This is a genomic window from Pseudomonas coleopterorum (assembly GCF_900105555.1).
Lineage (GTDB): Bacteria > Pseudomonadota > Gammaproteobacteria > Pseudomonadales > Pseudomonadaceae > Aquipseudomonas > Aquipseudomonas coleopterorum.
In genome coordinates, this window is sequence record NZ_FNTZ01000001.1 from 521,027 (window position 1) to 542,160 (window position 21,134).

Sequence of the window (21,134 nt, forward strand, 5' to 3'; positions counted from 1 at the left end):
AGCTCCTGAAGGCGCATAGCTTCAAGCTGAACTTTGCCGAACGCAATAGCTACAGGGTCGCCGGGCCCCAGGTTCCGCTCATGTGCAACAGATCGTCGCGACCGCGCAACGCCAGCTGCCCACTCTGGCCCGCCGCGCTGGCACTGAGAATAAGCTCGCTGGGCAGGCGTACCGGCTTGTGAAACGCCACCTCAAGTTGGTAGTTGCTCTGCGGCAAGCGCTCACGCAGCGCGGCCACGCTCTGCGCCAGGCTCCACATGCCGTGGGCGATGGCGGTGGGAAAGCCGAACAGGCGTGCGCTCAGGGCACTGAGGTGAATCGGGTTGTAATCCCCCGAGACCCGCGCATAGCGCCGCCCGGTGTCGGCGGCGGCGTACCAGCGATGCACCGCGACCAATGCGGATAGGGGCTGCTGAGCATCCGTCTGCACAGGGCGTGGCAAACCGTCGATCTTCGCCTGGCGACACAGCATCGTGCTGTGTTCCTGCCAGAGCGGGCCCAGGGGGTCATCGACCTGGGTCACCAGATCGAACGTCACGCCTTTCTCGTGGGCCTGCAGATTCTGCGCGTGTACGCTGACCCGCACGCCGGCGACGCCGCCCAGTGGGCGCAACACCTGGATGCGATTGCGCAAATGCACCAGCCCCAGTATTGGAAACGGAAAACGCTTGTCGGTCAGCAGGCGCATCTGCAGGGCGAACGCCAGGACATGCGGGTAAGTGGCGGGCAGCATGCCGCCTTCGCCGAACCCGCACAGCTCGCGATAGGCCGCCAGGTGCCTGGGGTCGGCCGACAGATTGCAGCGCAGGCCCAGATCGGGCAGGTGCTCGCCGGTGATCTTGCGATTGAGCGCAGCTTTCAGATAGGCGCGGGGCAGGTCGGGCTTGCGTGGCAAGGTCTGCCAGTGGATCGCCATGTCAGGTCCCCAGGATGCTTTGGCCGCACACGCGCAGCACTTGCCCATTCACGGCGCCACTGCCTGGCTGGGCCAGCCAGGCGACGGCCTCGGCGACGTCCTGCGGCTGTCCGCCCTGGCCCAGCGAGCTCATGCGTCGACCCGCCTCGCGCAGGGCGAAGGGCATCTGTGCGGTCATGCCGGTTTCGATGAAGCCGGGCGCTACAGCGTTGATGGTCGCGCCCCGGGTGGCCAGCCTGGGCGCGAATGCCTCAGCCAGGCCGATCAGCCCGGCCTTGCTTGCCGCGTAGTTGCTTTGCCCGCGGTTGCCGGCAATGCCCGAAGTCGAAGAGAGCAGTATCACCCGACCGTCGTCGCGCAACGTGCCGCGATCGAACAGCGCCTGGGTCAGGCGTTGCGGCGCGAGCAGATTGACGGCAAGCACCGAGTCCCAGTACTCGGGCGTCATGTTGACCAAGGTCTTGTCGCGCGTGATGCCCGCGTTGTGCACGACGATATCGATCCCTTCCGGCAGCGCCTCGATCAGCCGTTCGGCCGCGTCGCTGGCGCAGATGTCCAGATCGATCGTGCGGCCTCCCAGTCGCGCCGCCAGCGCTTCCAGATCGGCACGCGCCTGGGGTACGTCGAGCAGGATCACGTCGGCACCGTCGCGGGCCAGGGTTTCGGCGATCGAAGCACCGATGCCGCGCGCAGCGCCCGTGACCAAAGCCTTGCGGCCTGCCAGTGGCCGCGTCCAGTCGCTGACCTGACGCGTGCTGGCCCGCAACGACAGCACCTGGCCCGAGACGAACGCACTTTTTGGCGAGAGAAAGAAGCGCAGGGCGCCTTCCAGTTGTTCGTCCGCTTCGGGAGCGACGTGGAGCAACTGCAAGGTGCCGCCGTTGCGCAGTTCCTTGGCCAGCGATCGGCTGAAACCTTCCACGGCGCGCTGGGCAATGTGCGCTTCGGGGTCATCCAGATCGCGAGGCTCGCGCCCCAGGATGACGATATGCGCGTTGTGATCCAGGCTCTTGATCAGCGGCTGGAAGAACTCGCGCAAGCGCGCCAGCTGAGTGCTGTCGACGATTCCACTGGCATCGAACACCACCGCCTTGATGCGAGGACCCAACCCTGCGGTCCAGTCCGGCAGGCCAGCGGCACCGAAGGCCGTATCGGTGAGGCGCTGGGCGAAGCCGGCAACCTTGTCGCCCAGCGCGCCGCCGCCCAGCAGCAGGGCGCCTTCCACCGGTCGCATGCGTCCACCTTGCCAGCGCTCCAGGCGTGCCGGCGCTGGCAGGCCGACGGCACTTACCAAGCGGCGACCAAGGTCGGAGTTGACGAAGTCGATATATCGATCGGACATGGAACAGGCTCCGGGTCAAGGGGTTCAAAGTGTGGACCACGGCAAGGCCCGCGTCGTTCGCCTGGGCCCTTTGCAGCACGTTTCTTCAACCCAGGATGTCCGCCATGAACCTTGACACGAATCCGGTGCGCCGGGTTGCCATCATCGGCAGCAACCGCATTCCTTTCGCGCGAGCCAACGGGCCCTACGCGCGGATCGGCAATCAGGCGATGCTCACGGCTGCGCTCGAAGGCCTGATCGAGCGCTATGCACTGCATGGCCAGCGCCTGGGCGAAGTGGCGGCAGGCGCCGTGCTCAAGCACTCCCGGGATTTCAATCTGACCCGCGAATGCGTGCTGGACTCGCGGCTGTCTGCGCAGACTCCGGCCTACGATGTGCAGCAGGCCTGTGGCACGGGCCTCGAGGCTGCGCTGCTGGTGGCCAACAAGATCGCCCTGGGCCAGATTGAATGCGGCATCGCCGGTGGCGTCGACAGTGCTTCCGACGCCCCGATCGCTGTCGATGAAGGGCTGCGTCAGATTCTCTTGCAGACCCACCGCGCCAAATCCTTCGGCGAGCGCGCCAAGGCGTTGCTGCAACTGCGACCTCGGCATTTGAAACCCGAACTGCCGCGCAACGGCGAGCCGAGAACCGGGCTGTCGATGGGGCAGCACTGCGAGCTGATGGCGCAACACTGGAACATTCCCCGCCAGGCACAGGATGAACTGGCCCTGCGCAGCCATCACACCCTCGCGGCGGCCTATGCCGAGGGATGGCAGGACGATCTCAGCACGCCATTCGGTGGACTGGTTCGCGACCATAATCTGCGTCCCGACCTGACCCTGGAAAAACTGGCAGCGCTCAAGCCGGTGTTCGAGAAGAACTCTCAGGGAACGCTGACGGCAGGCAACTCCACGCCGCTGACGGATGGCGCCTCGGTGGTGCTGCTGGCCAGTGAAGCCTGGGCACGGGAACGCGGACTGCCGGTGCTGGCGTATTGGCGTGACGGCGAGGCGGCAGCGGTCGACTTCGTCGGCGGCCAGGAAGGCCTGTTGATGGCGCCGGTCTACGCCGTGCCGCGCTTGCTCGCCCGCAACGGCCTGAGCCTGCAGGATTTCGACTACTACGAAATCCATGAAGCCTTTGCCGCGCAGGTGCTCTGCACGCTCAAGGCCTGGGAGGACGCGGACTACTGCCGCACACGCCTGGGCCTGAAGGCGCCGTTGGGAGCGATCGATCGTACTCGCCTCAACGTCAAGGGCAGCTCCCTGGCGGCAGGGCATCCGTTCGCCGCCACCGGTGGCCGCATCCTCGGCAACCTGAGCAAGCTGCTGGACAGGGCCGGCGGTGGCCGCGGGCTGATTTCCATCTGCGCCGCCGGCGGGCAGGGCGTCACCGCAATCATCGAGCGATGACAGGGTTTCCCACGGGTGCGACGGCCGCTTCCAGACGCAGCCGATTGGCATAGTTTTCCGCCATGATCGAACACACGATCAACTGCAGCGGGTGGTAGATCATGATCGGCAGCAGGATCAGGCCCAGGCCCGGGTTGCTGCCGAAGATCAACGCAGCCATCGGCGCACCGGCCGCCAGCGATTTCTTGCTGGCGCAGAACACTGCAGCGACCTTGTCGGCGTGGTTGAAGCCCAGCCATTTGGCCGTGCGCGTGGTCAGCAGCAGGATCAGCGCCAGCAGCAGCGCACTGCCGCCCACCGCGATGGCCAGGACCGACGCGCCTTGCTGTTCCCACAGCCCCGACATCATCGAGTTGCAGAAGGCGGCATACACCAGTAGCAGAATCACTGCCTTGTCGATCAGGTTGGTGTAGCGCTTGTGCTTCCCGAAAAACTTGCCGAACAGGGGGCGCAACAATTGGCCCAGCACCAGCGGCAACAGCAGCATGGCGCACAGGTCCAGCAGGGTTTCCCCCAGGTCGATGCCTCCCGAACCACCGCCGACCACCAGCGCGCAGAGGAACGGCGTGATGAAGATGCCCAGCACACTCGACAGGCTGGCATTGAGAATTGCCGCCGGCACGTTGCCGCCCGCACTGCCGGTCAAGGCCACCGACGAAGAAATGGTCGACGGCAATGCGGCCAGGTACAGGAAACCCACCATCAAGGCGCCGGGAATGAACGCACCCAGGGTCCTGTCGCAGGCCAGCCACAGCAGTGGGAACACCACGAAGGTGAAGGCCTGCACCATCAGGTGCAGCCGCCAGTTCTTCAAGCCGTGGCGGATCTGCTCGCTGGACAGGTTCATGCCATGCAGAAAGAACACCACGAACACGCCGATATTGGTCACCAGGCCGGCATGCATTGCGCCGCCGGTGGCGCCGAAGCGGGGAAACAGCCAAGCCAGCAGAACGGCCAGCACCATGCCGCAGAGGAACCAGTCGGTTACCACGCGCTTGAGGTGTTTGAAAATGTGCATGAAAGAATCGCCTGTGCGTCGATGAACATTGAGATGAACAGGCTAACTCAGGCACTCTGTTGCCGTCTCGCGATAGAGAGCCAACCAATGCCGATAAACGGACACGCTCCGCCACCTCGCTCCATTCCCGACCTGGTCAGCCTGCCACGCCCTTTGTACGCCCGTGCCGAAAGCCTGGGCGCAGGTTCGTGGACTCCAGCCCATCGGCACGACTGGGCGCAGTTTTCCTACGCCATCAGCGGCGTGCTCGGCGTCCATACCGACGAAGGCAATTTCTTCGCGCCGCCACAGTGGGGCATCTGGATTCCCGCCGGTGTCGAGCACAAGGTCGTCACCTCGATGCGCGCCGAGATGCGCAGTCTGTACGTGCGCCGCGACGAGTCGCCCTGGCTCACCGAGCACTGCAAGGTGCTCGAAGTCACGCCGCTGGCACGTGAGCTGATCAAGGGCTTCTGCGAGTTGCCCCATGAGTACCCGGCAGGGGATACCGCACAGGCGCGTCTGGTGCAGGTGTTGCTGGACCAGCTTGCAGTGCTGCCTGAAGTGGCGTTCTCCTTGCCCCTGCCCAGGGAGCATCGGCTGTTGGCCTTGTGCAATCAGCTGATCGCGGCGCCCGATCAGGCCACCACGCTGAGCCAGTGGGCAAGCCGCCTGGGCACTTCGGAAAAAACCCTGATGCGCCTGTTCCAGCGCGAAACCGGCCTGAGCTTTCGCGCCTGGCGCCAGCGCATGCGGCTGCTGTCGTCGCTGCAGGCCCTGGAGCAGGGTGACAGCGTCACAACGGCGGCGCTGAACCACGGCTATGAATCCACGTCGGCCTTCATTGCCGCTTTCAAGGGGTTGTTCGGTTTCACCCCGGGCGAGCTTTGATGCCCGGGCGTCGCTGTCGCTACGCCGGGAAAGCGCTATGATCGGCCACCGCTTGGCGAGTAGTTTGCATCCTTTTACAGGCTCGGGTCGGCAAGCCGCGCTCGCTGTGAGAGGATGCCGTCAGAATTCGCGTGTTTGGCTACGAAGGACCCAGAATAAAAGCTGATGAAGACTCCAAAACGCATTGAACCGCTGATCGAGGACGGTCTGGTGGACGAGGTGCTGCGACCGCTCATGAGCGGTAAAGAAGCAGCTGTCTATGTGGTGCGCTGCGGCAAGGAATTGCGCTGCGCCAAGGTCTACAAGGAGGCGAACAAACGAAGCTTCCGCCAGGCGGCCGAATACCAGGAAGGCCGCAAGGTGCGCAACAGCCGACAGGCGCGGGCGATGGCCAAGGGCTCCAAGTTCGGCCGCAAGGAAACCGAGGACGCCTGGCAGAACGCCGAAGTCGCGGCGCTGTTCAAGTTGGCCAGCGCCGGTGTACGTGTGCCCAAGCCGTACGATTTTCTCGAGGGCGTGCTGCTCATGGAGATGATCTGCGACGAGTACGGCGATGCGGCGCCGCGTCTCAATGACGTCGAACTGGAACCCGATCAGGCGCGCGAATACCACGCGTTCCTCATCCACCAGATCGTGCTGATGCTCTGCACGGGTCTGGTGCACGGTGACCTTTCAGAGTTCAACGTGCTGCTCACGCCCGACGGCCCGGTGATCATCGATCTGCCTCAGGCCGTAGACGCCGCCGGCAACAACCACGCCTTCAGCATGTTGGAACGTGATGTCGGAAACATGGCCAGCTATTTCGGCCGGTTCGCCCCCGAGCTGCGCCAGACCCGCTACGCCAAGGAAATGTGGGCGTTGTACGAGGAGGGCAAGCTGCACCCGGCCAGCGTGCTGACGGGCGAGTTCGTCGAAGAGGAAGTGGAGGCTGATGTCGGCGGCGTGATGCGGGAAATCGAGGCCGCGCGCCTGGACGACATTCGTCGACGTGCCGCGCGCGAAGCCGACGAGCAGCCGACCAAGACCACGGAAGAGCCGCCACCGCCCTGGTTGCAGTAGGCACACGGCCATAGGCTGCGGGCGCCTTCTTCCGGGTCAGTTGCAACAGCCCCCGGATGCCAGCTCCTGAAGGATCGGGCAGTCCGGGCGGTCGTCGCCATGGCAATGGTCCACCAGATGGACAAGCGTATCGCGCAACTGGCTCAGCTCACCGATGCGACGGTCCAGCTCGTCGATGTGCTTGCGTGCCAATTGCTTCACATCGGCGCTGGCGCGCTCGCGGTCCTGCCACAGCGTCAGCAGCCGGGCCACTTCTTCCAGTGAAAATCCAAGGTCGCGCGAGCGCTTGATGAAGCCGAGCGTATGCAGGTCTGCGGCCTGATACAGGCGGTATCCGCTGTCGCTGCGCAGTGCTGGCGCGAGCAGCCCGATAGACTCGTAATAGCGGATCATTTTTGCGCTGAGGCCGCTTTCACGGGCGGCCTGGCCAATGTTCATGGTTGGAATGTCCTCGGTAGCGTTTGCGCCAGTATCAACCCTACCCCTTGGACAAGGTCAATACTCCAGCGGCTCGGGCTTGAGGTACAGGCCGGCACTGCCTGCTGCAATGCGGAATTTCTGGATCTGTCCGGCCTGCAGGGTCACGATTACCGGTTTGTATTCGGTCATGCCCGGCGCGCACCCGGGCATCTGTCCAGGCAGCTGACGCAGACCCACCGACACGGGGCCGGGCGGCAGGTTGAAGGAGGTGGCCTGTTCTTGAAACAGCCGGCCGACCAGTTGATCCTGCAGGTAGACCCCGATCTCGCAGGACGTGGCGACTTCCAGTCGCTCCCGGGAAACGATCAGAATGCCGTACGGCTGCCCGGTACCCGCACCGGCCCAACAGCTTTGTGCCGCCAGGGCACACATCCCGAACAGCCATGGAATCATCGGGCGCATCGAATCTCTCCTGCCAGTAGGGTCAGCGTCCAGCTTGGACGAGTGATCTGAGGAATTCCAGCCCGGCCGCACCGGGCGAAACTTGACCTTGCCCCGATGGCAAGGTTGAGAATGGCTGCAATCCCGTTCAGCGAGGTATTACCCATGCAACAGTTCAACGTGCAAGGCATGACCTGCGGCCATTGCGTACGCGCCGTAACCCAGGCCATCACCGCTCAAGACCCGGCCGCCCAGGTTCAGATAGACCTGGCAGCGGGCAAGGTCGAGACCAACACCCAGCTGCCGCCCGAGCGAATCATCCAGCTGATCGCCGAAGAAGGCTACAGCGCAACCCCCGCATAACCCACCGCACGCACCGCTACTACGGGCGAAACCGTCGCCTGTGGCAGCGGTGCAAGCCGCGTCCGCCCGCACCGCGGTCCCCCTGACCCGCCCCAACCGCTGTCACCCATGGGCAATCCCCCAGGCGGAACCTTCACCCCGATCCCCGCGCAACCCGGTTAGACTAGGTCGCCTGTATTGCCTGGACATAAAGAATACCCCGATGAATTTCAAGACCATCCTGATCCTGGGGGCGCTCAGCGCGTTCGGCCCTCTGGCGATCGATTTCTACCTGCCTGGCTTCCCTGCCATGGCGCTGGCCTTCGCCACCGACGAAAAACACATCCAGACCACCCTGGCGGCCTACTTCCTGGGCCTTTCGATCGGCCAGTTGATCTACGGCCCCGTGGCTGACCGCTTCGGTCGCCGAGTCCCGTTGCTCGTGGGCGTTTCGCTGTTCACCCTGGCTTCGTTGGCGTGCGCTTTCGCACCCACTCTGGAGTGGCTGATCGCCGCCCGATTCGTCCAGGCCCTGGGCGGTTGCGCTGGCATGGTGCTGGCCCGTGCCATCGTCAGTGACAAATGCGATGCGGTCGGATCGGCCAAGGTCTTCTCGCAACTGATGCTGGTCATGGGGCTGGCGCCCATCCTGGCACCTCTGCTCGGGGGTGTCCTGGTGAACGGTTGGGGCTGGCAGTGGATCTTCATAGTGCTCACCCTGTTCAGCGCCGCCTGCACCCTGGCCGTCGCCCTCGGCCTGCCCGAAAGCATGCCGGCGGACAGGCCGAGACGCCCGCTCAGCGGCGCGCCGAAGCTGTACGGTGGCTTGCTGTTGGACCCGGTGTTCATGGGCCATGCGCTGACCGGCGGAATCGCCATGGCCGGCATGTTCGCCTACATCGCCGGTTCACCCTTCGTGTTCATCAAGCTCTACGGCGTACCGGCCGAACACTACGGCTGGCTCTTTGGCAGCAACGCAGCCGGCTTCATCCTGATGGCGCAGATCAACGCCCGTCTGCTCTCTCGTCACGGCCCGGCGTGGCTGCTGTCACGTACCGTGTGGATCTACATGGCGGCGGGCGCCGTGCTTCTCGCCCTCTGCGCGCTGAAGCCAACGGCACTATGGCCGCTGCTGATTCCGCTGTTCGTCTGTCTGGCGAGCCTGGGCGGGATCATCCCCAATGCCTCTGCCTGCGCCATGAGCGGCCAAGGGTCACGCGCCGGCAGCGCATCGGCCCTGTTGGGCTGCCTGCAGTTCAGCCTTGCTGCCGCCACTGCTTCTCTGGTGGGCGTATTGCACGACGGCACCGCCATGCCCATGGCCTGGGTGATCGCCGGCTGCGGCCTGCTGGCCGTCTGCGCGGCGCTACTGACTCGCCGCTGCCAGCAGCGCCGCGATCTACAGAAGGCCATCTAGCCGGGGCTGGCCTGCCGCGCCTGCGGCAGGCCATGGGGGGCCTGCAAGCGGGCTTCGAGCGTGGCGATGAAAGCCCGCGCCTCGGCTTCGCTGCGAAAGGACACTACGTGCTGGTCCATCTGCACCTGCCAACGGCTGCCACGTGGCTGCTTCAACTCAGAAAGAAGAACGTTCATTGCAAAGTCCTCGGGCTCGAGATGAGAAGCCAGTGTAATCCTCATTCGGGGCGTTCGAGCGTGGCCCGCTTGCCCGTCGGACTGACGGTGCGATGCTGCTCCCAACATAATCATGTAGGTCTGCAAGGACGGATATTGCGGGAAAAGTCGGTATTGGCTGTGAGGTTGAACCCGCCCTGAACCCCGTATGCAGCCGGCTCAGGCGCAGGTGGGCGATACGTTTCGGGCACTTGAGCAAATGTCCTGGAAAATGCCGATGGTAACTCCGGTGAATACAAATGCAGGGTATTGCATATCTCTCGCATTCTTGGGTCAGCCTCGACGATTTCGTCCAATTCCGTACAAAGGTGGGGTGCCTATAATCACCCCGGCAACCATTGCCAGATTGACGAACGTTTCCACAGGGAGTGAATACATGCCACCAACACCTTGCATCAGCAGGATCGCCACATTGCTGGCCGACCCCAAACGTAGCGCCATGCTCTGGGCCCTCATCGACGGTACCACGCGGGGCGCCGATGAGCTGGCATCGCTGGCAGGTGTGTCGGCCTCTTCGGCCGGCGCGCATCTGGCGCGGCTGTCGGCCGGCGGTCTGCTGACGTTCGAAGCCCGAGGGCGCAAGCGCTTCTTCCGCTTGGCCAAGCCAGAAGTGGGGGCCGCCGTGGAAGCGCTGGCCAGCGTATCGCTGGTGCAGGCCAAGACAGGAACGGCTGCGCCGATCAGCGTGCCCAAGCCATGCTCGCCCAGGGCGCTGCATCAAGTACGTCTGTGTGGTGATCATCTGGGGGGCGTGCTGGCGGCCGACCTGTTCCAGCGCATGGTCGAAAACGGCTGGCTCGAGCACTATGAGCAACGTCTGGAAGTCACCGCGCTCGGCAGCAGCCGCCTGGCCAGTCGAGGCATCTACACCCAGGCACTGGTCAACCGCGAGCGCCAGCCGCTGAACAGCTGCTGCGACTGGAGCACCCAGCGCCCGCACCTGGGTGGCGCACTGGGTGCAGGGTTGCTGACCCTGTTTCTGCAGTCGGGTTGGCTCAAGCTCAATGAAGACAGCCGCTCATTGCAGGTGACGCGGCTGGGCATGATCGAGATCGGCCGCCTGGGCACCTGACAGCGCATTTCACCGATGACAACGGGCGGCGTTTCGACGCCGCCAGCCTCACTGCTTGATCAGGCGTGCATCCAGGCTGTTCTGCGCCAGGCGCCGGGCCTGGTCCTCGGTCATGCCCAGATGGGTGTGCAGCGCGTGATAGTTCTCGGTGACGTAGCCACCGAAATAGGCCGGATCATCGGAATTCACCGTGACCTTCACGCCGCGCTCGAGCATGTCGAGAATGTTGTGCTGGCCCATGTGATCGAACACGCACAGCTTGGTGTTGGAAAGCGGGCACACGGTCAGCGGGATCTGCTCGTCGATGATGCGCTGCATCAGCCGCTCATCCTCGATGGCTCGCACGCCGTGGTCGATGCGTTGGATCTTGAGCAGGTCCAGGGCTTCCCAGATGTACTCGGGCGGACCTTCCTCGCCCGCGTGGGCCACGGTCAGGAAGCCCTCGTCGCGGGCACGGTCGAACACACGCTGGAACTTGCTCGGCGGATGGCCCATCTCGGAGCTGTCCAGACCCACGGCCACGAAGGCATCGCGGAAGGGCAGCGCCTGGTTCAGGGTCTTCTGTGCTTCGTCTTCGCTCAGGTGGCGCAGGAAGCTCAGGATCAGACCGCTGTCGACACCCAGCCGGGTACGGCCATCATTGAGTGCAGCGGTGATGCCACCCAGCACGGTCTCGAAGGCAATGCCACGGTCGGTGTGGGTCTGCGGGTCGAAGAACGGTTCGGTGTGCACGACGTTCTGGGCCTGGCAACGCAGCAGGTAGGCCCAGGTCAGGTCGTAGAAATCCTGCTCGGTGCGCAGCACATCGGCACCGCGGTAATACAGGTCGAGAAACTCCTGCAGGTTGTTGAACGCATAGGCTCCGCGCAGCGCCTCTACATCATTCCAGGGCAATGCGATCTTGTTGCGCTCGGCCAGGGCGAACAGCAGCTCGGGTTCCAGCGAGCCTTCCAGGTGCATGTGCAGTTCGGCCTTGGGCAAGGCATTGAGCCAGTCGTACATGGTGTTTTCATTCTCTCATCAGGTGCAATCGTGGCCAATTCTACAGGTATTGACCCTCACCCGCAGCCGCGCAGGGCCGGACGACACCTTCGCGCCGACGCTCGGCCAGGCACGGCACGTTCAGGTCGACTCGCGAGTGCTCTTTTCCACCACGCACATCGGCGTACCCGCCACCGGTTCGCGGATGACCTGCACCTGCACCTCGAACACCCGCTGCATCAACTCGGCATCGACGACCTGCGCAGGCGTGCCATCAGCCACCAGGCGGCCTTGATGCATCACTGCCAGATGATCGGCGTAGCGGCACGCCTGGTTGATGTCGTGCAGCACGGTGACCACGGTCTTGCCTTCGGCCGCCAGCTCGCGCATCAGATCGAGCAGCTCGACCTGGTGACTGATGTCCAGATAGGTCGTGGGCTCGTCGAGCAGCACCACCGGGGTATTCTGCGCCAGCACCATGGCCAGCCACGCCCGTTGCCGCTGGCCACCGGAGAGGTCCGCCAAGGCAGTATCGGCAAGCGCTTCCAGGCCCATGCGCTGCAGGGCCTGATCCACGGCGCCACGGTCCGCGCCGCTCAGGCGCCCCCAGAAGCTGTTGTGCGGGCTGCGTCCATAAGCCACCAATTGGGCCACGCTGACCCCTTCGGGGATGGGCAGCACCTGCGGCAGAAACGCGACCTGTCGCGCCAGCGTCCGCGACGACAGTTGCGCATAGGCCTGGCCATCCAGGCTCACTGTGCCCGACTGCGGCGTGATGATGCGCGCCAGCGCCTTGAGCAAGGTCGATTTGCCGCAGCCGTTGGGGCCGATCAGCGCAGTGACCTGCCCGGCGGGCGGGGTGAACGAAAGGTTGCAAACGATAGGCTTGGCGCCGTAGCCGATGTCGACGCCGTCGGCCTTGATGATGCTCATGATGTCAGCCCTTGAAGCGTGCCAGCAGCCAGAGAAAGTAGGGAGCGCCGATCACTGCGGTCAAGATGCCCGCCGGAATCTCGCTGGGCGCGATCAGCGTGCGTCCCAAGGTGTCGGCCAGCACCAGCAGCAGCGCGCCGATCAGCATCGCGGCCGGCAGCAGGTGCTGATGATGCCCACCCACCAGTCGCCGTGCCATGTGCGGAGCCACCAGCCCCAGAAAGCCCACCGGTCCGATGATTCCCACGCCCAGGCTGCTCAACAGCACCGCCATGCCCATCGCCAGCCAGCGCGTACGCGCAAGGGCCGTGCCCAGGCTGTGCGCCGCTTCGTCGCCCAGGCCGATCAGGTTCAGCGGCTTTGCCAGGCTCAGAGCCAACGGCATCAGCAGCAGAAACGGCAGCGCCAGCTCGACGTGATGCCAATTGCGACTCCACAGGCTGCCGGTCAGGGCGAGCAAGGCGGTGTTGATGTCCAGCGGATGGGACAGGATCAGAAACTCCGTGACGCTGGACAAAGTAACGGCGATCGCTACCCCGGACAACGCAAAGCGCACGCCGGAAAAACTCACGCCGCTGTTGTACAGCGCCAGCAGCAGCGCGCCGCCAGCGCCGCCCACCCCTGCAACCAGAGGCAGCCAGGTGAAGGGCAACTGCGGAAAAGCGATGATGGCGATGGTCAGGGCCAGCCCGGCGCCCTGGGTCACCCCCAGAATCTCCGGCGAGGCCAGCGGGTTGCGGATCACCCCCTGCACCAAGGCGCCGGCCAGGCCCAGGGCGCTGCCGGTAAGGATGGCGATCAGTGCGCGTGGAAGGCGGTGGTTCCATACCTCGAAGTCCAGCGCATCGTGGGCGATCAGTCGATCCAACACTGTCCCCGGTGTCAGCCAGGACGTGCCGGCGCTCAGGCTCAGCCACAGGGCCGCCAGCACCAGCGCAAGCAGGATCAGCAGGCGAGGGTAGGGCCGAGTCATTGCGTGCGCCTGGCAAGGTACAGGAAGAACGGTGCGCCGATCAGGGCGGTCACTACCCCGGCCGGCGTTTCCGCCGGGAAGGCCACGGCGCGGCTGACAAGGTCGGCTGCCAGCACGATCGCCGCTCCCAGCAGGGCGCTGGCCGGCATCAGCCAGCGATAGTCGTTGCCCAGGTATTGTCGAGCGATGTTCGGCGCGATCAGCCCCACGAAACCGATCGGGCCAACCGCACAAACGCTTGCACCCACCAGCAGCAGGCTGACGAAGAACACCTGCAGGCGCAGGCTGGCGATGCCGACCCCCAGCGAGCGCGCCGCATCCTCGCCCAGATTCACCAGGTTCAGACGCGGCGCACAGAACATGGCCCACACGGCGCCCACCAAGGTGCACGGCCATAGCAATTGCAGTTGCGCGGCACCCACATTGGCCAGTGATCCGGCCAGCCAGTTGAGCACGCTCTGTGCCTGCGTCTCGACCAGTATTACGGTCAACCGCGTCAGCGCCGCACACAGTGCCGCCACCGTGACGCCGGCCAGCACCAGTCGGCCTTGCGCCGCCGTCGGTGACCAGGCGCCGCCCAGGCTGAAGACGATCACCCAGGCCAAGGCGCCACCCAGACACGTCATCAGCAGCGCACCACCGGCAAACGGCAGGGCCACCAGCCCCGTGGAGAACAACGCCAGCCCCAGCGCAGCACCGGCCGTGACCCCGAACAGTGACGGCGACGCCAGGCGATTGCGGGTAATGCCCTGCATCAATGCGCCCGCCAGTCCCAGGCAGGCACCGACCAAAGCCGCACACAGTGCTCGCGGCACCCGCAGTTGGGCAACGATATAGGCCATGTTGCCGCCCTCGCGGCCTTGACTGAACAAACCGTTGAACGCATCAGCCTGACTGATCGTGAACGGCGACCAGGCATAAAGAGAGATCCAGAACAGCCCGGCGACGGTCACCGCGCCCAGCGCCATCGCCAACCCACGCCTCATTCAGGGCGTCATGGCGGCTTTGCCGCCCTTGAGAATGGCCAATGCATCCTCGGCAATCTGCTCGGACGCCATCACCCCACGGTTGCGTGCCCAGGTGTCACCGTCGACTTCCGCGACCTGGTGATTGCGCACTGCGCCCAGCACTGGCCACAGTGGCTGCTGGCTCCAAGTGTCGACCAGACTCGGATGCCGGTAGTGGCCGACCAGCAGCCAGGCAGGGTCCAGTGCCAGCAATTGCTCCAGGCTGACGAACTCGGTCGGTGCCGCATGACTGCGCACCGGCGGAACCTGCAAACCGATGGCCGCCAGCACGCTGCCCGCATAGGAATGGGGGCCGTGCACGGAAAAGCTGTCTTCCCGAGCCACACCGAACAGCACCTTGGTGCCGGCCGGCACCTGCCCGGCAATGTCGGCGAGGCTGCGACGGTTCTGCGCGATCCGCGCCTGCATCGCCTCGTGCTTGCCCAGCGCCTGGCCGATCAGTTCGGCAGACTTCAGGCTGCCTTCGTAGTCTTCCCCACGCGATGGCAGCAGCAGGGTCGGTGCCAGGCTCGCCAGGTCGTTGTACAGCGCCTGGTGGCGGTTGAGGTCGGCGATGATCAGGTCGGGCTTGAGCCGTGCGATCTGCTCGATGCTGGGCTGCGCGCGCAAGCCCACCGACGTCCATTGGCCGATGGCCTTGCGTACCCGTGGCAACACGCGGTTGGCATCGCCATCGTCGGCGGCCCCCACTGGCGTGACGCCCACGGCCGCAAGGCTGTCGAGAAAGGAAAACTCCAGCACCACCACACGTTGTGGCGCCTGGGGCAGATGGACGGTGTGCTGACCGTCATCGATATCGATGGGCGCGGCGACGGCCAGCCTGGCGCACAGGGCCAGGGCACCGACGGCGATCATGGAGATGAGGCGGGAACTGCGCATGGACAAATACCTTCGCTGTGAAAGCTGCGCGCTGGGCGGGCGCGCAAAAACGGCGGGTACTATTCCATATCAGGCTGTTGCGATCAAAAAACATTCTCTTTCACAACACAGGCAGCTCAACATTCCACCAGATTGACCGCCAAACCCCCGCGCGATGTTTCCTTGTACTTGTCGTGCATGTCGGCGCCGGTGTCACGCATGGTGCGGATGGCGTGATCCAGGGAGATGAAGTGCTCGCCATCCCCGCGCAGCGCCATTTGCGCGGCGTTGATCGCCTTGACCGCGGCAATCGCATTGCGCTCGATGCACGGCACCTGAACCAGGCCGCCGACCGGATCGCAGGTCAGCCCAAGGTTGTGCTCAAGGCCGATTTCCGCCGCGTTCTCGACCTGCTCCGGTGTGGCTCCCAGCACTTCGGCCAGGCCTGCGGCGGCCATGGCGCAGGCCGAACCGACCTCGCCCTGGCAGCCCACCTCGGCACCGGAAATCGAAGCGTTCTTCTTGCACAGAATGCCCACCGCAGCGGCGGCCAGGAAGAAACGCACCACGTCGTCGGCCGACGCTTCAGGGCAAAACTTCATGTAGTAGTGCAGCACCGCCGGAATGATACCGGCCGCGCCATTGGTAGGAGCGGTCACCATGCGCCCGCCGGCGGCATTCTCCTCGTTCACCGCCAGGGCGAAGACGTTCACCCACTCCATGGCACTCAAGGTCGAACCGATGACATTGGGCTTGCCGATCTCCTGCAGGTTCTGGTGCAACCGATAGGCGCGGCGCCGCACATTCAGCCCACCGGGCAGAATGCCTTGCCCGGTCAGCCCCTTGTCCACGCAGGCCTGCATCGCCTGCCAGATCACCGCCAACTGCTCACGGATCTGACCTTCGGAGCGCCAGGCCTTTTCGTTCTCCATCATCAGCGCCGAGATGCTCAAGCCGGTGCGTTTGCACAGGCTCAACAACTGCGCCGCCGACGAGAAATCGTAGGGCAGGGCCGTGGTGTCATTGTCCAGCACACCGCTGGCAGCCTGCTCGGCATCGATCACGAAACCGCCGCCGACCGAGTAGTACGTCTGCTCGTGCACCTCGCCGTTCTGCAGATGCGCCAGCAAGGTCATGCCATTGGGGTGGTAGGGCAGGCTCTCATCGAGCAGCAGCATGTCGCGTTGCCAGTCGAAATGGATCGCGTGCTCGCCCAGGTGCAGGCACTGCCGCTGGATCACCTCGTCCACCCGTGGCCCTACGGTTTGCGGGTCCACGCGGTCCGGCCATTCGCCCATCAAACCCATCAGGGTGGCGCGGTCGCTGCCATGGCCCACGCCGGTCGCCGACAGCGAGCCATACAGGCGGACTTCGATACGCTCCACCAGCGGCGTCATGCCGTGCTCGTTCAAGTGTTTGGCAAACAGGGCAGCGGCGCGCATCGGACCCACCGTATGGGAACTGGAGGGCCCGATGCCGATCTTGAACATGTCGAATACGCTGATAGCCATGTCTGCCCCATTCTCTCTCTATACACTCGTGCCCTATCTTTGAGCTGACAGACATTTCAGACAAACGATACTTACTAAGTCATTGTTTAGCGGGGCTCACCGATGAGCAAAATCCTCAATGCCCAAATGCACGCCTGGCTGCAGGTGTTCGCCTGCGCCGCGCGGCATTTGTCCTTCACCCGCTGCGCCGATGAACTGCATGTCACCCCCGGTGCCATCAGCCAGCAGATGAAGCAATTGGAAGATCGGCTCGGCTTTCCGCTGTTTCACCGCGTGGGGCGCGGTCTGCAACTGACTGCACAGGGCCAGCGGCTTGCCGTGGTTGCCAACGAAGTGCACAGCCGCATCGACGAAGAATTGCGGCTGTTGCATTCCGGCGCGATCGGCGGGGTGTTCAAGTTGCGCAGCATTCCCTCCTTTCTGAGCAAGTGGCTGATGCCACGGCTGCCCAGCCTGGAACGGGCGTTTCCCGAGCTGCAATTGCGCGTGATCGCCGAAGACAGCAGCGGCTCCCTGCGCGACGATGACTTCGATCTGGCCATCGACCTCAACGATGGCAGCTACCCCGGCCTGGTCACCACGCCCTTGCTGGAGGAAGAGTTGTTCCCGGTCTGCTCGCCACTGCTGCTCGAAGGCCGGCCGCCTTTGGACAGCCCAGGCCAACTGGTTCACTTCCCATTGCTCCACGACATCACCGCCTGGCGTGGCAGCTACGAATACGCGGAGTGGGAGTTCTACCTCTCGGCCATCGGCGCCGAAGGCATCGACGTGCGCCGTGGGCACACCTTCAATCGCAACCACCTGACCATCGACGCCGCGCGCATGGGCATGGGCGTGGCCATCGCGCGCCGGGCACTGATCACCGACGAACTGGAACAAGGCTCGCTGATCGTGCCGTTCGGGTGGCCCATCCAGGCGCGCAAGAAATACGTGCTGGCGTACCGCGAAGGCGCCCTCAATACCCCCACCCGACGCGCCATCCATGACTGGCTGGTGGCCCAGGCACAGGTCCGGCCCTGAACCTTTGCCGCTGTTGCATACTCTCATCCGCTGATTCTTGTTACATCCAGTTACTTACCGCGGCACAGGTCGCAGCAATCAGCGAAGGCAGGCCATGATCGCGTTACTCAAGCAGGAAAAATTTCTACTTCTGGCGGTGATCGCCGCATGCGTCGCCTTTCCGGCCGAGCACTACCTGCTCAGCCACGGCCAAGGCGTGGCATTGGGCGCAGGCATAGCCCTGGTCGTGGCGATCATCTTCGCCTCGGTGCGCGTGGCGGGACATGCCGAATTGCTTGCCGAAAAATTCGGCGACCCCTACGGCACCATGATCCTCACTCTCTCGGCAGTACTGGTCGAAGTGGTGGTACTGGGCATCATGATGAGCAACGAGCCGTCCCCGACCCTGGTGCGTGACACCATCTATTCGGCGGTGATGCTCGACATCAACGGCATCCTCGGCCTTGCCGCACTGATGGGTGGCCTCAAGCACGGCGAGCAGTCCTACAACGACGATTCGGCGCGCAGCTACAGCGTCATGATCCTCACCGCCATGGGCGTGTCCATGGTAGTCCCCGAGTTCATCCCCGAGGGCAACTGGAAGGTCTATTCGGGCTTCACCATCGGCGCCATGCTCGTGCTCTACGCGTTGTTCCTGCGCATGCAGGTCGGCCCGCACAGCTACTTCTTCAGCTACAACTACCCGGAAAAGAAGAAGCGCAAGGGCGTGACCACTGAACCGGAAAAGCCGGTTCACCTGGGCTGGTCGGTGGGGACGCTGGTGTTCGGTATCGTCATCATCGGTGCGCTGGCCGAAGTCATGTCCAAGACCATCGACCTGGGTCTGGAAGGCACCGGCGCGCCACCCGTGGTGACGGCCATTCTGGTGGCCGCCATTTCCGCCGCACCGGAAATTCTCACCGCCTTGCGCGCAGCCTTGGCCAACCGCATGCAGTCGGTGGTCAACATCGCGCTGGGCGCCTCGCTGTCGACGGTGATTCTCACCGTACCGGTCATGGAAGGCCTGGCCTTGTACAGCGGCCAGCCCTTCCAGATGGCCATGACCCCGGTCCAGACCGTGATGATCTTCATCACCCTGCTGATCTGCGCCATCAACCTCAACGACGGCGAAACCAACGCCATCGAAGGCATGACTCACTTCGTACTGTTCGCCACCTTCATCATGCTATCGATCCTGGGCCTCTAAACCAGATTCCACTGGTAGAACCCGTATCCTGTGGGAGCGGGCTCTGCCCGCGAAGAGGCCTCCTCTGACACCCCTGTACCCCTGCAAGCCCCTCACCACTCAATCCTCTCCCCCCGATAATCCAGAAACTGCAACCCACCCTTGCCCAACTGCCCGGTGATCACATCCACCAACCCCCGGGTACTGGTGGCAACGTCCAGACTGGCCCCTTCGCCACCCATGTCGGTCTTCACCCACCCCGGGTGCATCGCCAGCACCGTCAGCGCAGGCCGCGCCAGCTCGGTCACGAACGTATTGGTCATCGAATTCAAGGCCGCTTTGCTCGCCTTGTACAACGCCATGGGCGACCCTTCGGGCATCGCCACGCTACCGAGCACCGAACTCATGAACGCAATCGCACCGCCGTCGGCGACATTGTCCGCCAGTCGCTGGGCCAAGCGGATCGGCGCCACGGCATTGATGACGAACAGCTCGCCGATTTCCGCATCGCTGGCCTGATCGGTGTTGTAGCCCGCCGGCCCGGACACTCCGGCATTGATGAACAGCAGATCGAAGCGCTGCTGCTGCAGACGCTGGGCCAATGCATCCATCGATTCCAGCCGAGTCATCTCCAGTGCTTCCACCGTGGCCCCGGTGGCCGTCAGCCCTGCCGGGATCTTGCCCAGATCACGAACCGTGGCCGTCACTTCCCAGCCATCCTCGCTCAATCTCTCCACCAGCCCCAGGCCCAGGCCACGGGAGGCACCGATCACCAGCGCTTTCTTTGCAGTTGTCATCGCGACGCTCCTGGAAAAGGAAACAGACTAGCACTCACCGTGAACAAGCCGCAGGTTCATGAAGCAGCGTTTTGCAGCACGATCCGCCCCCGCGAAAGGTCGGCCAACTGCTGCGCAAGGGTCGGGATGACTTCGCTGGCCACTGCCAGCTGCAGATCGACGCCATTGCTGGTGAAATCTTCCGCAGTCACCAGCCCTTCAGCCTCGGCCACGCGAAGCTTGACCAGGGCCAGCTCGCTGAACGTGCAGGAACACGACACCGCCACGCGCGCGATCAGCAGGCGCTTGGGCGCCTGTTGCAGACATTTGTTCGCCCCCCCGCCATAGGCGCGGGCCAATCCTCCGGTGCCCAGCTGAATACCGCCGTACCAGCGAATCACCAGCACCACCACCTGATCGCAATCCTGCGCCTCGATGGCCGCCAGAATGGGTCGGCCTGCCGTACCGCCCGGCTCGCCGTCGTCGTTGCTGCGGTACTGGTCGCCCAGTTTCCACGCCCAGCAATTGTGAGTGGCCGCCAGATCGCTGTTCTGTTCGATGAACGCCTGGGCGTCCTGCACGCTGGCAATGGGTGCGGCGAGGGTGATGAATCGACTCTTGCGAATCTCCTCGCGGAACTCGCAAGGGCCCAGCAGGGTGGAAGGCATCGCTATCTCTTGGCTGTTGCAGTGATCACACTGCAGGGGTCAGTCCGCATCCCTTTAGGATGATGCGGATCAGGTTGTCACCGGCTTGCTCGAAATCCTCTCGCGTCAGCCTCGCCTGTCCGGTCACCCGGCAGATCTGCGTGGCAAAGTCGGCGTAATGCTGAGTACTGCCCCACAGCAGGAAGATCAGGTGCACAGGGTCGACTGGGTCCATTTTACCGGCATCGATCCACGCCTGGAACACGGCGGCGCGCCCCGTGAACCAGCTGCGATAGTCCTGGTTGAAGTATTCGGTCAAGCACTCGCCACCGCTGATGATCTCCATGGCGAAGATCCGCGACGCCAGTGGCTGACGTCGGGAAAACTCCATCTTGGCGCGAATGTAACGGGTCAAGGCCTGCGCCGGATCGTCCTCGGCACTCAAGGTGTTGAAGGTGCTGTCCCACAGCTCGATGATGTTGCTCAGCACCGCGATGTACAGCCCCAGTTTGTTGGTGAAGTAGTAATGCAGATTGGCCTTGGGCAGCCCGACGTTGAGCGCGATGTTATTCATGCTCGTACCCTTGAAACCGTGCCGGGCAAATTCGTCTTCGGCCGCCTTGAGAATCGCTTCCTCATTCTTCTGGCGGATGCGGCTGGCAGGCTTGCCACTGGCCGAGGCGCTGTGCGCGGGGACTTCAAGCATCATGGGGCGGTTCCGAGCAAATCGTGTGGG

The 21,134-nt window shown here is 64.0% G+C and carries 23 protein-coding genes; 8 read left to right on the plus strand and 15 right to left on the minus strand.

The window, feature by feature from the left end:
* Positions 1-49: 49 nt before the first annotated feature.
* Positions 50-916, minus strand: coding sequence for a MaoC family dehydratase (locus BLV18_RS02305; RefSeq protein ID WP_090356017.1), 867 nt, complete (start codon positions 914-916; stop codon positions 50-52).
* A gap of 1 nt (position 917) precedes the next feature.
* Positions 918-2,258, minus strand: a complete 1,341-nt coding sequence (locus tag BLV18_RS02310; RefSeq protein WP_090356020.1) for a 3-oxoacyl-ACP reductase — start codon at positions 2,256-2,258, stop codon at positions 918-920.
* 104 nt (positions 2,259-2,362) lie between these two features.
* On the opposite strand from BLV18_RS02310, the gene BLV18_RS02315 reads away from it, so the two are divergent.
* Positions 2,363-3,652 carry an acetyl-CoA C-acetyltransferase gene (locus tag BLV18_RS02315; RefSeq protein ID WP_090356022.1) on the plus strand — a complete coding sequence of 430 codons (1,290 nt, stop codon included), beginning with the start codon at positions 2,363-2,365 and terminating at the stop codon, positions 3,650-3,652.
* Here the strand turns inward: BLV18_RS02315 and BLV18_RS02320 are convergent.
* A complete protein-coding gene (locus tag BLV18_RS02320; protein WP_090356025.1) occupies positions 3,639-4,670 on the minus strand; it encodes a bile acid:sodium symporter family protein in 1,032 nt (343 codons plus the stop codon). The genes BLV18_RS02315 and BLV18_RS02320 overlap by 14 nt on opposite strands.
* An 87-nt stretch (positions 4,671-4,757) precedes the next feature.
* Between BLV18_RS02320 and BLV18_RS02325 the strand changes: the two genes are divergently transcribed.
* Both BLV18_RS02325 and BLV18_RS02330 read left to right on the plus strand, forming a co-directional pair.
* Positions 4,758-5,540, plus strand: a complete 783-nt coding sequence (locus tag BLV18_RS02325) for an AraC family transcriptional regulator (protein ID WP_090356029.1) — start codon at positions 4,758-4,760, stop codon at positions 5,538-5,540.
* A gap of 165 nt (positions 5,541-5,705) precedes the next feature.
* Positions 5,706-6,599 (plus strand): PA4780 family RIO1-like protein kinase, encoded by an 894-nt coding sequence (locus BLV18_RS02330; RefSeq protein ID WP_049861951.1) that lies wholly within the window; start codon positions 5,706-5,708, stop codon positions 6,597-6,599.
* A 36-nt stretch (positions 6,600-6,635) separates the two neighbouring features.
* Here the strand turns inward: BLV18_RS02330 and cueR are convergent, their stop codons facing one another.
* Together cueR and BLV18_RS02340 are read right to left on the minus strand one after the other, a co-directional pair.
* Positions 6,636-7,037, minus strand: coding sequence for a Cu(I)-responsive transcriptional regulator (cueR, locus tag BLV18_RS02335; protein ID WP_090356032.1), 402 nt, complete (start codon positions 7,035-7,037; stop codon positions 6,636-6,638).
* Between the two features lie 57 nt (positions 7,038-7,094).
* On the minus strand, positions 7,095-7,481 hold the full coding sequence (locus BLV18_RS02340) for a hypothetical protein (protein WP_056844319.1): 387 nt from the start codon (positions 7,479-7,481) through the stop codon (positions 7,095-7,097).
* Positions 7,482-7,625: 144 nt separating this feature from the next.
* Between BLV18_RS02340 and BLV18_RS02345 the strand changes: the two genes are divergently transcribed.
* Entirely contained in the window at positions 7,626-7,823 is a 198-nt protein-coding gene (locus BLV18_RS02345) for a heavy-metal-associated domain-containing protein (RefSeq protein ID WP_090356035.1), read from the plus strand.
* 202 nt (positions 7,824-8,025) lie between these two features.
* Complete coding sequence (locus tag BLV18_RS02350; RefSeq protein ID WP_090356038.1) at positions 8,026-9,219, plus strand: multidrug effflux MFS transporter; 1,194 nt, start codon at positions 8,026-8,028, stop codon at positions 9,217-9,219.
* Here the strand turns inward: BLV18_RS02350 and BLV18_RS02355 are convergent.
* On the minus strand, positions 9,216-9,395 hold the full coding sequence (locus BLV18_RS02355; protein ID WP_090356041.1) for a hypothetical protein: 180 nt from the start codon (positions 9,393-9,395) through the stop codon (positions 9,216-9,218). The two genes, BLV18_RS02350 and BLV18_RS02355, sit on opposite strands and share 4 nt — an antisense overlap.
* 415 nt (positions 9,396-9,810) lie before the next feature.
* On the opposite strand from BLV18_RS02355, the gene BLV18_RS02360 reads away from it, so the two are divergent.
* Positions 9,811-10,506 carry an ArsR/SmtB family transcription factor gene (locus BLV18_RS02360; protein ID WP_049861946.1) on the plus strand — a complete coding sequence of 232 codons (696 nt, stop codon included), beginning with the start codon at positions 9,811-9,813 and terminating at the stop codon, positions 10,504-10,506.
* 48 nt (positions 10,507-10,554) lie between these two features.
* On the opposite strand, the gene BLV18_RS02365 is transcribed toward BLV18_RS02360, so the two are convergent.
* The 6 genes from BLV18_RS02365 to BLV18_RS02390 form a co-directional block, all read right to left on the minus strand.
* Positions 10,555-11,508: an adenosine deaminase gene (locus tag BLV18_RS02365; protein ID WP_090356043.1), complete on the minus strand. Its 954-nt coding sequence runs from the start codon at positions 11,506-11,508 to the stop codon at positions 10,555-10,557.
* A 120-nt stretch (positions 11,509-11,628) separates the two neighbouring features.
* The gene (gene fecE, locus BLV18_RS02370; protein WP_090356047.1) at positions 11,629-12,420 is read right to left on the minus strand and encodes a Fe(3+) dicitrate ABC transporter ATP-binding protein FecE; all 792 of its coding nucleotides are present in this window, start codon (positions 12,418-12,420) and stop codon (positions 11,629-11,631) included.
* 4 nt (positions 12,421-12,424) lie between these two features.
* Positions 12,425-13,393, minus strand: a complete 969-nt coding sequence (locus tag BLV18_RS02375; RefSeq protein WP_090356049.1) for an iron chelate uptake ABC transporter family permease subunit — start codon at positions 13,391-13,393, stop codon at positions 12,425-12,427.
* On the minus strand, positions 13,390-14,379 hold the full coding sequence (fecC, locus tag BLV18_RS02380) for an iron-dicitrate ABC transporter permease FecC (protein ID WP_056844315.1): 990 nt from the start codon (positions 14,377-14,379) through the stop codon (positions 13,390-13,392). The genes BLV18_RS02375 and fecC overlap by 4 nt, the downstream gene beginning before the upstream one ends.
* Positions 14,380-15,300, minus strand: coding sequence for a Fe(3+) dicitrate ABC transporter substrate-binding protein (locus BLV18_RS02385; protein WP_090356052.1), 921 nt, complete (start codon positions 15,298-15,300; stop codon positions 14,380-14,382).
* Positions 15,301-15,416: 116 nt separating this feature from the next.
* Positions 15,417-16,790: an L-serine ammonia-lyase gene (locus tag BLV18_RS02390; protein WP_090356055.1), complete on the minus strand. Its 1,374-nt coding sequence runs from the start codon at positions 16,788-16,790 to the stop codon at positions 15,417-15,419.
* Between the two features lie 102 nt (positions 16,791-16,892).
* Here BLV18_RS02390 and BLV18_RS02395 point away from each other — a divergent pair, with 102 nt between their 5' ends.
* The gene (locus BLV18_RS02395; protein WP_043190912.1) at positions 16,893-17,810 is read left to right on the plus strand and encodes a LysR substrate-binding domain-containing protein; all 918 of its coding nucleotides are present in this window, start codon (positions 16,893-16,895) and stop codon (positions 17,808-17,810) included.
* 94 nt (positions 17,811-17,904) lie between these two features.
* A complete protein-coding gene (locus BLV18_RS02400; RefSeq protein WP_049861939.1) occupies positions 17,905-18,996 on the plus strand; it encodes a calcium:cation antiporter in 1,092 nt (363 codons plus the stop codon).
* A gap of 92 nt (positions 18,997-19,088) precedes the next feature.
* On the opposite strand, the gene BLV18_RS02405 is transcribed toward BLV18_RS02400, so the two are convergent.
* From BLV18_RS02405 to BLV18_RS02415, 3 genes are read right to left on the minus strand one after another with little or no spacing between them, the layout of a single operon-like run.
* Complete coding sequence (locus BLV18_RS02405) at positions 19,089-19,772, minus strand: SDR family oxidoreductase (RefSeq protein WP_090356058.1); 684 nt, start codon at positions 19,770-19,772, stop codon at positions 19,089-19,091.
* A gap of 56 nt (positions 19,773-19,828) precedes the next feature.
* The gene (locus BLV18_RS02410) at positions 19,829-20,419 is read right to left on the minus strand and encodes an IMPACT family protein (RefSeq protein ID WP_090356060.1); all 591 of its coding nucleotides are present in this window, start codon (positions 20,417-20,419) and stop codon (positions 19,829-19,831) included.
* 25 nt (positions 20,420-20,444) lie between these two features.
* Positions 20,445-21,107 carry a TetR/AcrR family transcriptional regulator gene (locus tag BLV18_RS02415; protein ID WP_090356063.1) on the minus strand — a complete coding sequence of 221 codons (663 nt, stop codon included), beginning with the start codon at positions 21,105-21,107 and terminating at the stop codon, positions 20,445-20,447.
* Positions 21,108-21,134: the final 27 nt, after the last annotated feature.

Excerpts from the sequence above, each read along its gene's own strand:
- BLV18_RS02305 (WP_090356017.1), bottom strand. The coding sequence starts at position 916 with ATGGCGATCCACTGGCAGACCTTGCCACGCAAGCCCGACCTGCCCCGC.
- BLV18_RS02310 (WP_090356020.1), bottom strand. The coding sequence starts at position 2,258 with ATGTCCGATCGATATATCGACTTCGTCAACTCCGACCTTGGTCGCCGC.
- BLV18_RS02315 (WP_090356022.1), top strand. The coding sequence starts at position 2,363 with ATGAACCTTGACACGAATCCGGTGCGCCGGGTTGCCATCATCGGCAGC.
- BLV18_RS02320 (WP_090356025.1), bottom strand. The coding sequence starts at position 4,670 with ATGCACATTTTCAAACACCTCAAGCGCGTGGTAACCGACTGGTTCCTC.
- BLV18_RS02325 (WP_090356029.1), top strand. The coding sequence starts at position 4,758 with ATGCCGATAAACGGACACGCTCCGCCACCTCGCTCCATTCCCGACCTG.
- BLV18_RS02330 (WP_049861951.1), top strand. The coding sequence starts at position 5,706 with ATGAAGACTCCAAAACGCATTGAACCGCTGATCGAGGACGGTCTGGTG.
- cueR (WP_090356032.1), bottom strand. The coding sequence starts at position 7,037 with ATGAACATTGGCCAGGCCGCCCGTGAAAGCGGCCTCAGCGCAAAAATG.
- BLV18_RS02340 (WP_056844319.1), bottom strand. The coding sequence starts at position 7,481 with ATGCGCCCGATGATTCCATGGCTGTTCGGGATGTGTGCCCTGGCGGCA.
- BLV18_RS02345 (WP_090356035.1), top strand. The coding sequence starts at position 7,626 with ATGCAACAGTTCAACGTGCAAGGCATGACCTGCGGCCATTGCGTACGC.
- BLV18_RS02350 (WP_090356038.1), top strand. The coding sequence starts at position 8,026 with ATGAATTTCAAGACCATCCTGATCCTGGGGGCGCTCAGCGCGTTCGGC.
- BLV18_RS02355 (WP_090356041.1), bottom strand. The coding sequence starts at position 9,395 with ATGAACGTTCTTCTTTCTGAGTTGAAGCAGCCACGTGGCAGCCGTTGG.
- BLV18_RS02360 (WP_049861946.1), top strand. The coding sequence starts at position 9,811 with ATGCCACCAACACCTTGCATCAGCAGGATCGCCACATTGCTGGCCGAC.
- BLV18_RS02365 (WP_090356043.1), bottom strand. The coding sequence starts at position 11,508 with ATGTACGACTGGCTCAATGCCTTGCCCAAGGCCGAACTGCACATGCAC.
- fecE (WP_090356047.1), bottom strand. The coding sequence starts at position 12,420 with ATGAGCATCATCAAGGCCGACGGCGTCGACATCGGCTACGGCGCCAAG.
- BLV18_RS02375 (WP_090356049.1), bottom strand. The coding sequence starts at position 13,393 with ATGACTCGGCCCTACCCTCGCCTGCTGATCCTGCTTGCGCTGGTGCTG.
- fecC (WP_056844315.1), bottom strand. The coding sequence starts at position 14,379 with ATGAGGCGTGGGTTGGCGATGGCGCTGGGCGCGGTGACCGTCGCCGGG.
- BLV18_RS02385 (WP_090356052.1), bottom strand. The coding sequence starts at position 15,300 with ATGCGCAGTTCCCGCCTCATCTCCATGATCGCCGTCGGTGCCCTGGCC.
- BLV18_RS02390 (WP_090356055.1), bottom strand. The coding sequence starts at position 16,790 with ATGGCTATCAGCGTATTCGACATGTTCAAGATCGGCATCGGGCCCTCC.
- BLV18_RS02395 (WP_043190912.1), top strand. The coding sequence starts at position 16,893 with ATGAGCAAAATCCTCAATGCCCAAATGCACGCCTGGCTGCAGGTGTTC.
- BLV18_RS02400 (WP_049861939.1), top strand. The coding sequence starts at position 17,905 with ATGATCGCGTTACTCAAGCAGGAAAAATTTCTACTTCTGGCGGTGATC.
- BLV18_RS02405 (WP_090356058.1), bottom strand. The coding sequence starts at position 19,772 with ATGACAACTGCAAAGAAAGCGCTGGTGATCGGTGCCTCCCGTGGCCTG.
- BLV18_RS02410 (WP_090356060.1), bottom strand. The coding sequence starts at position 20,419 with ATGCCTTCCACCCTGCTGGGCCCTTGCGAGTTCCGCGAGGAGATTCGC.
- BLV18_RS02415 (WP_090356063.1), bottom strand. The coding sequence starts at position 21,107 with ATGATGCTTGAAGTCCCCGCGCACAGCGCCTCGGCCAGTGGCAAGCCT.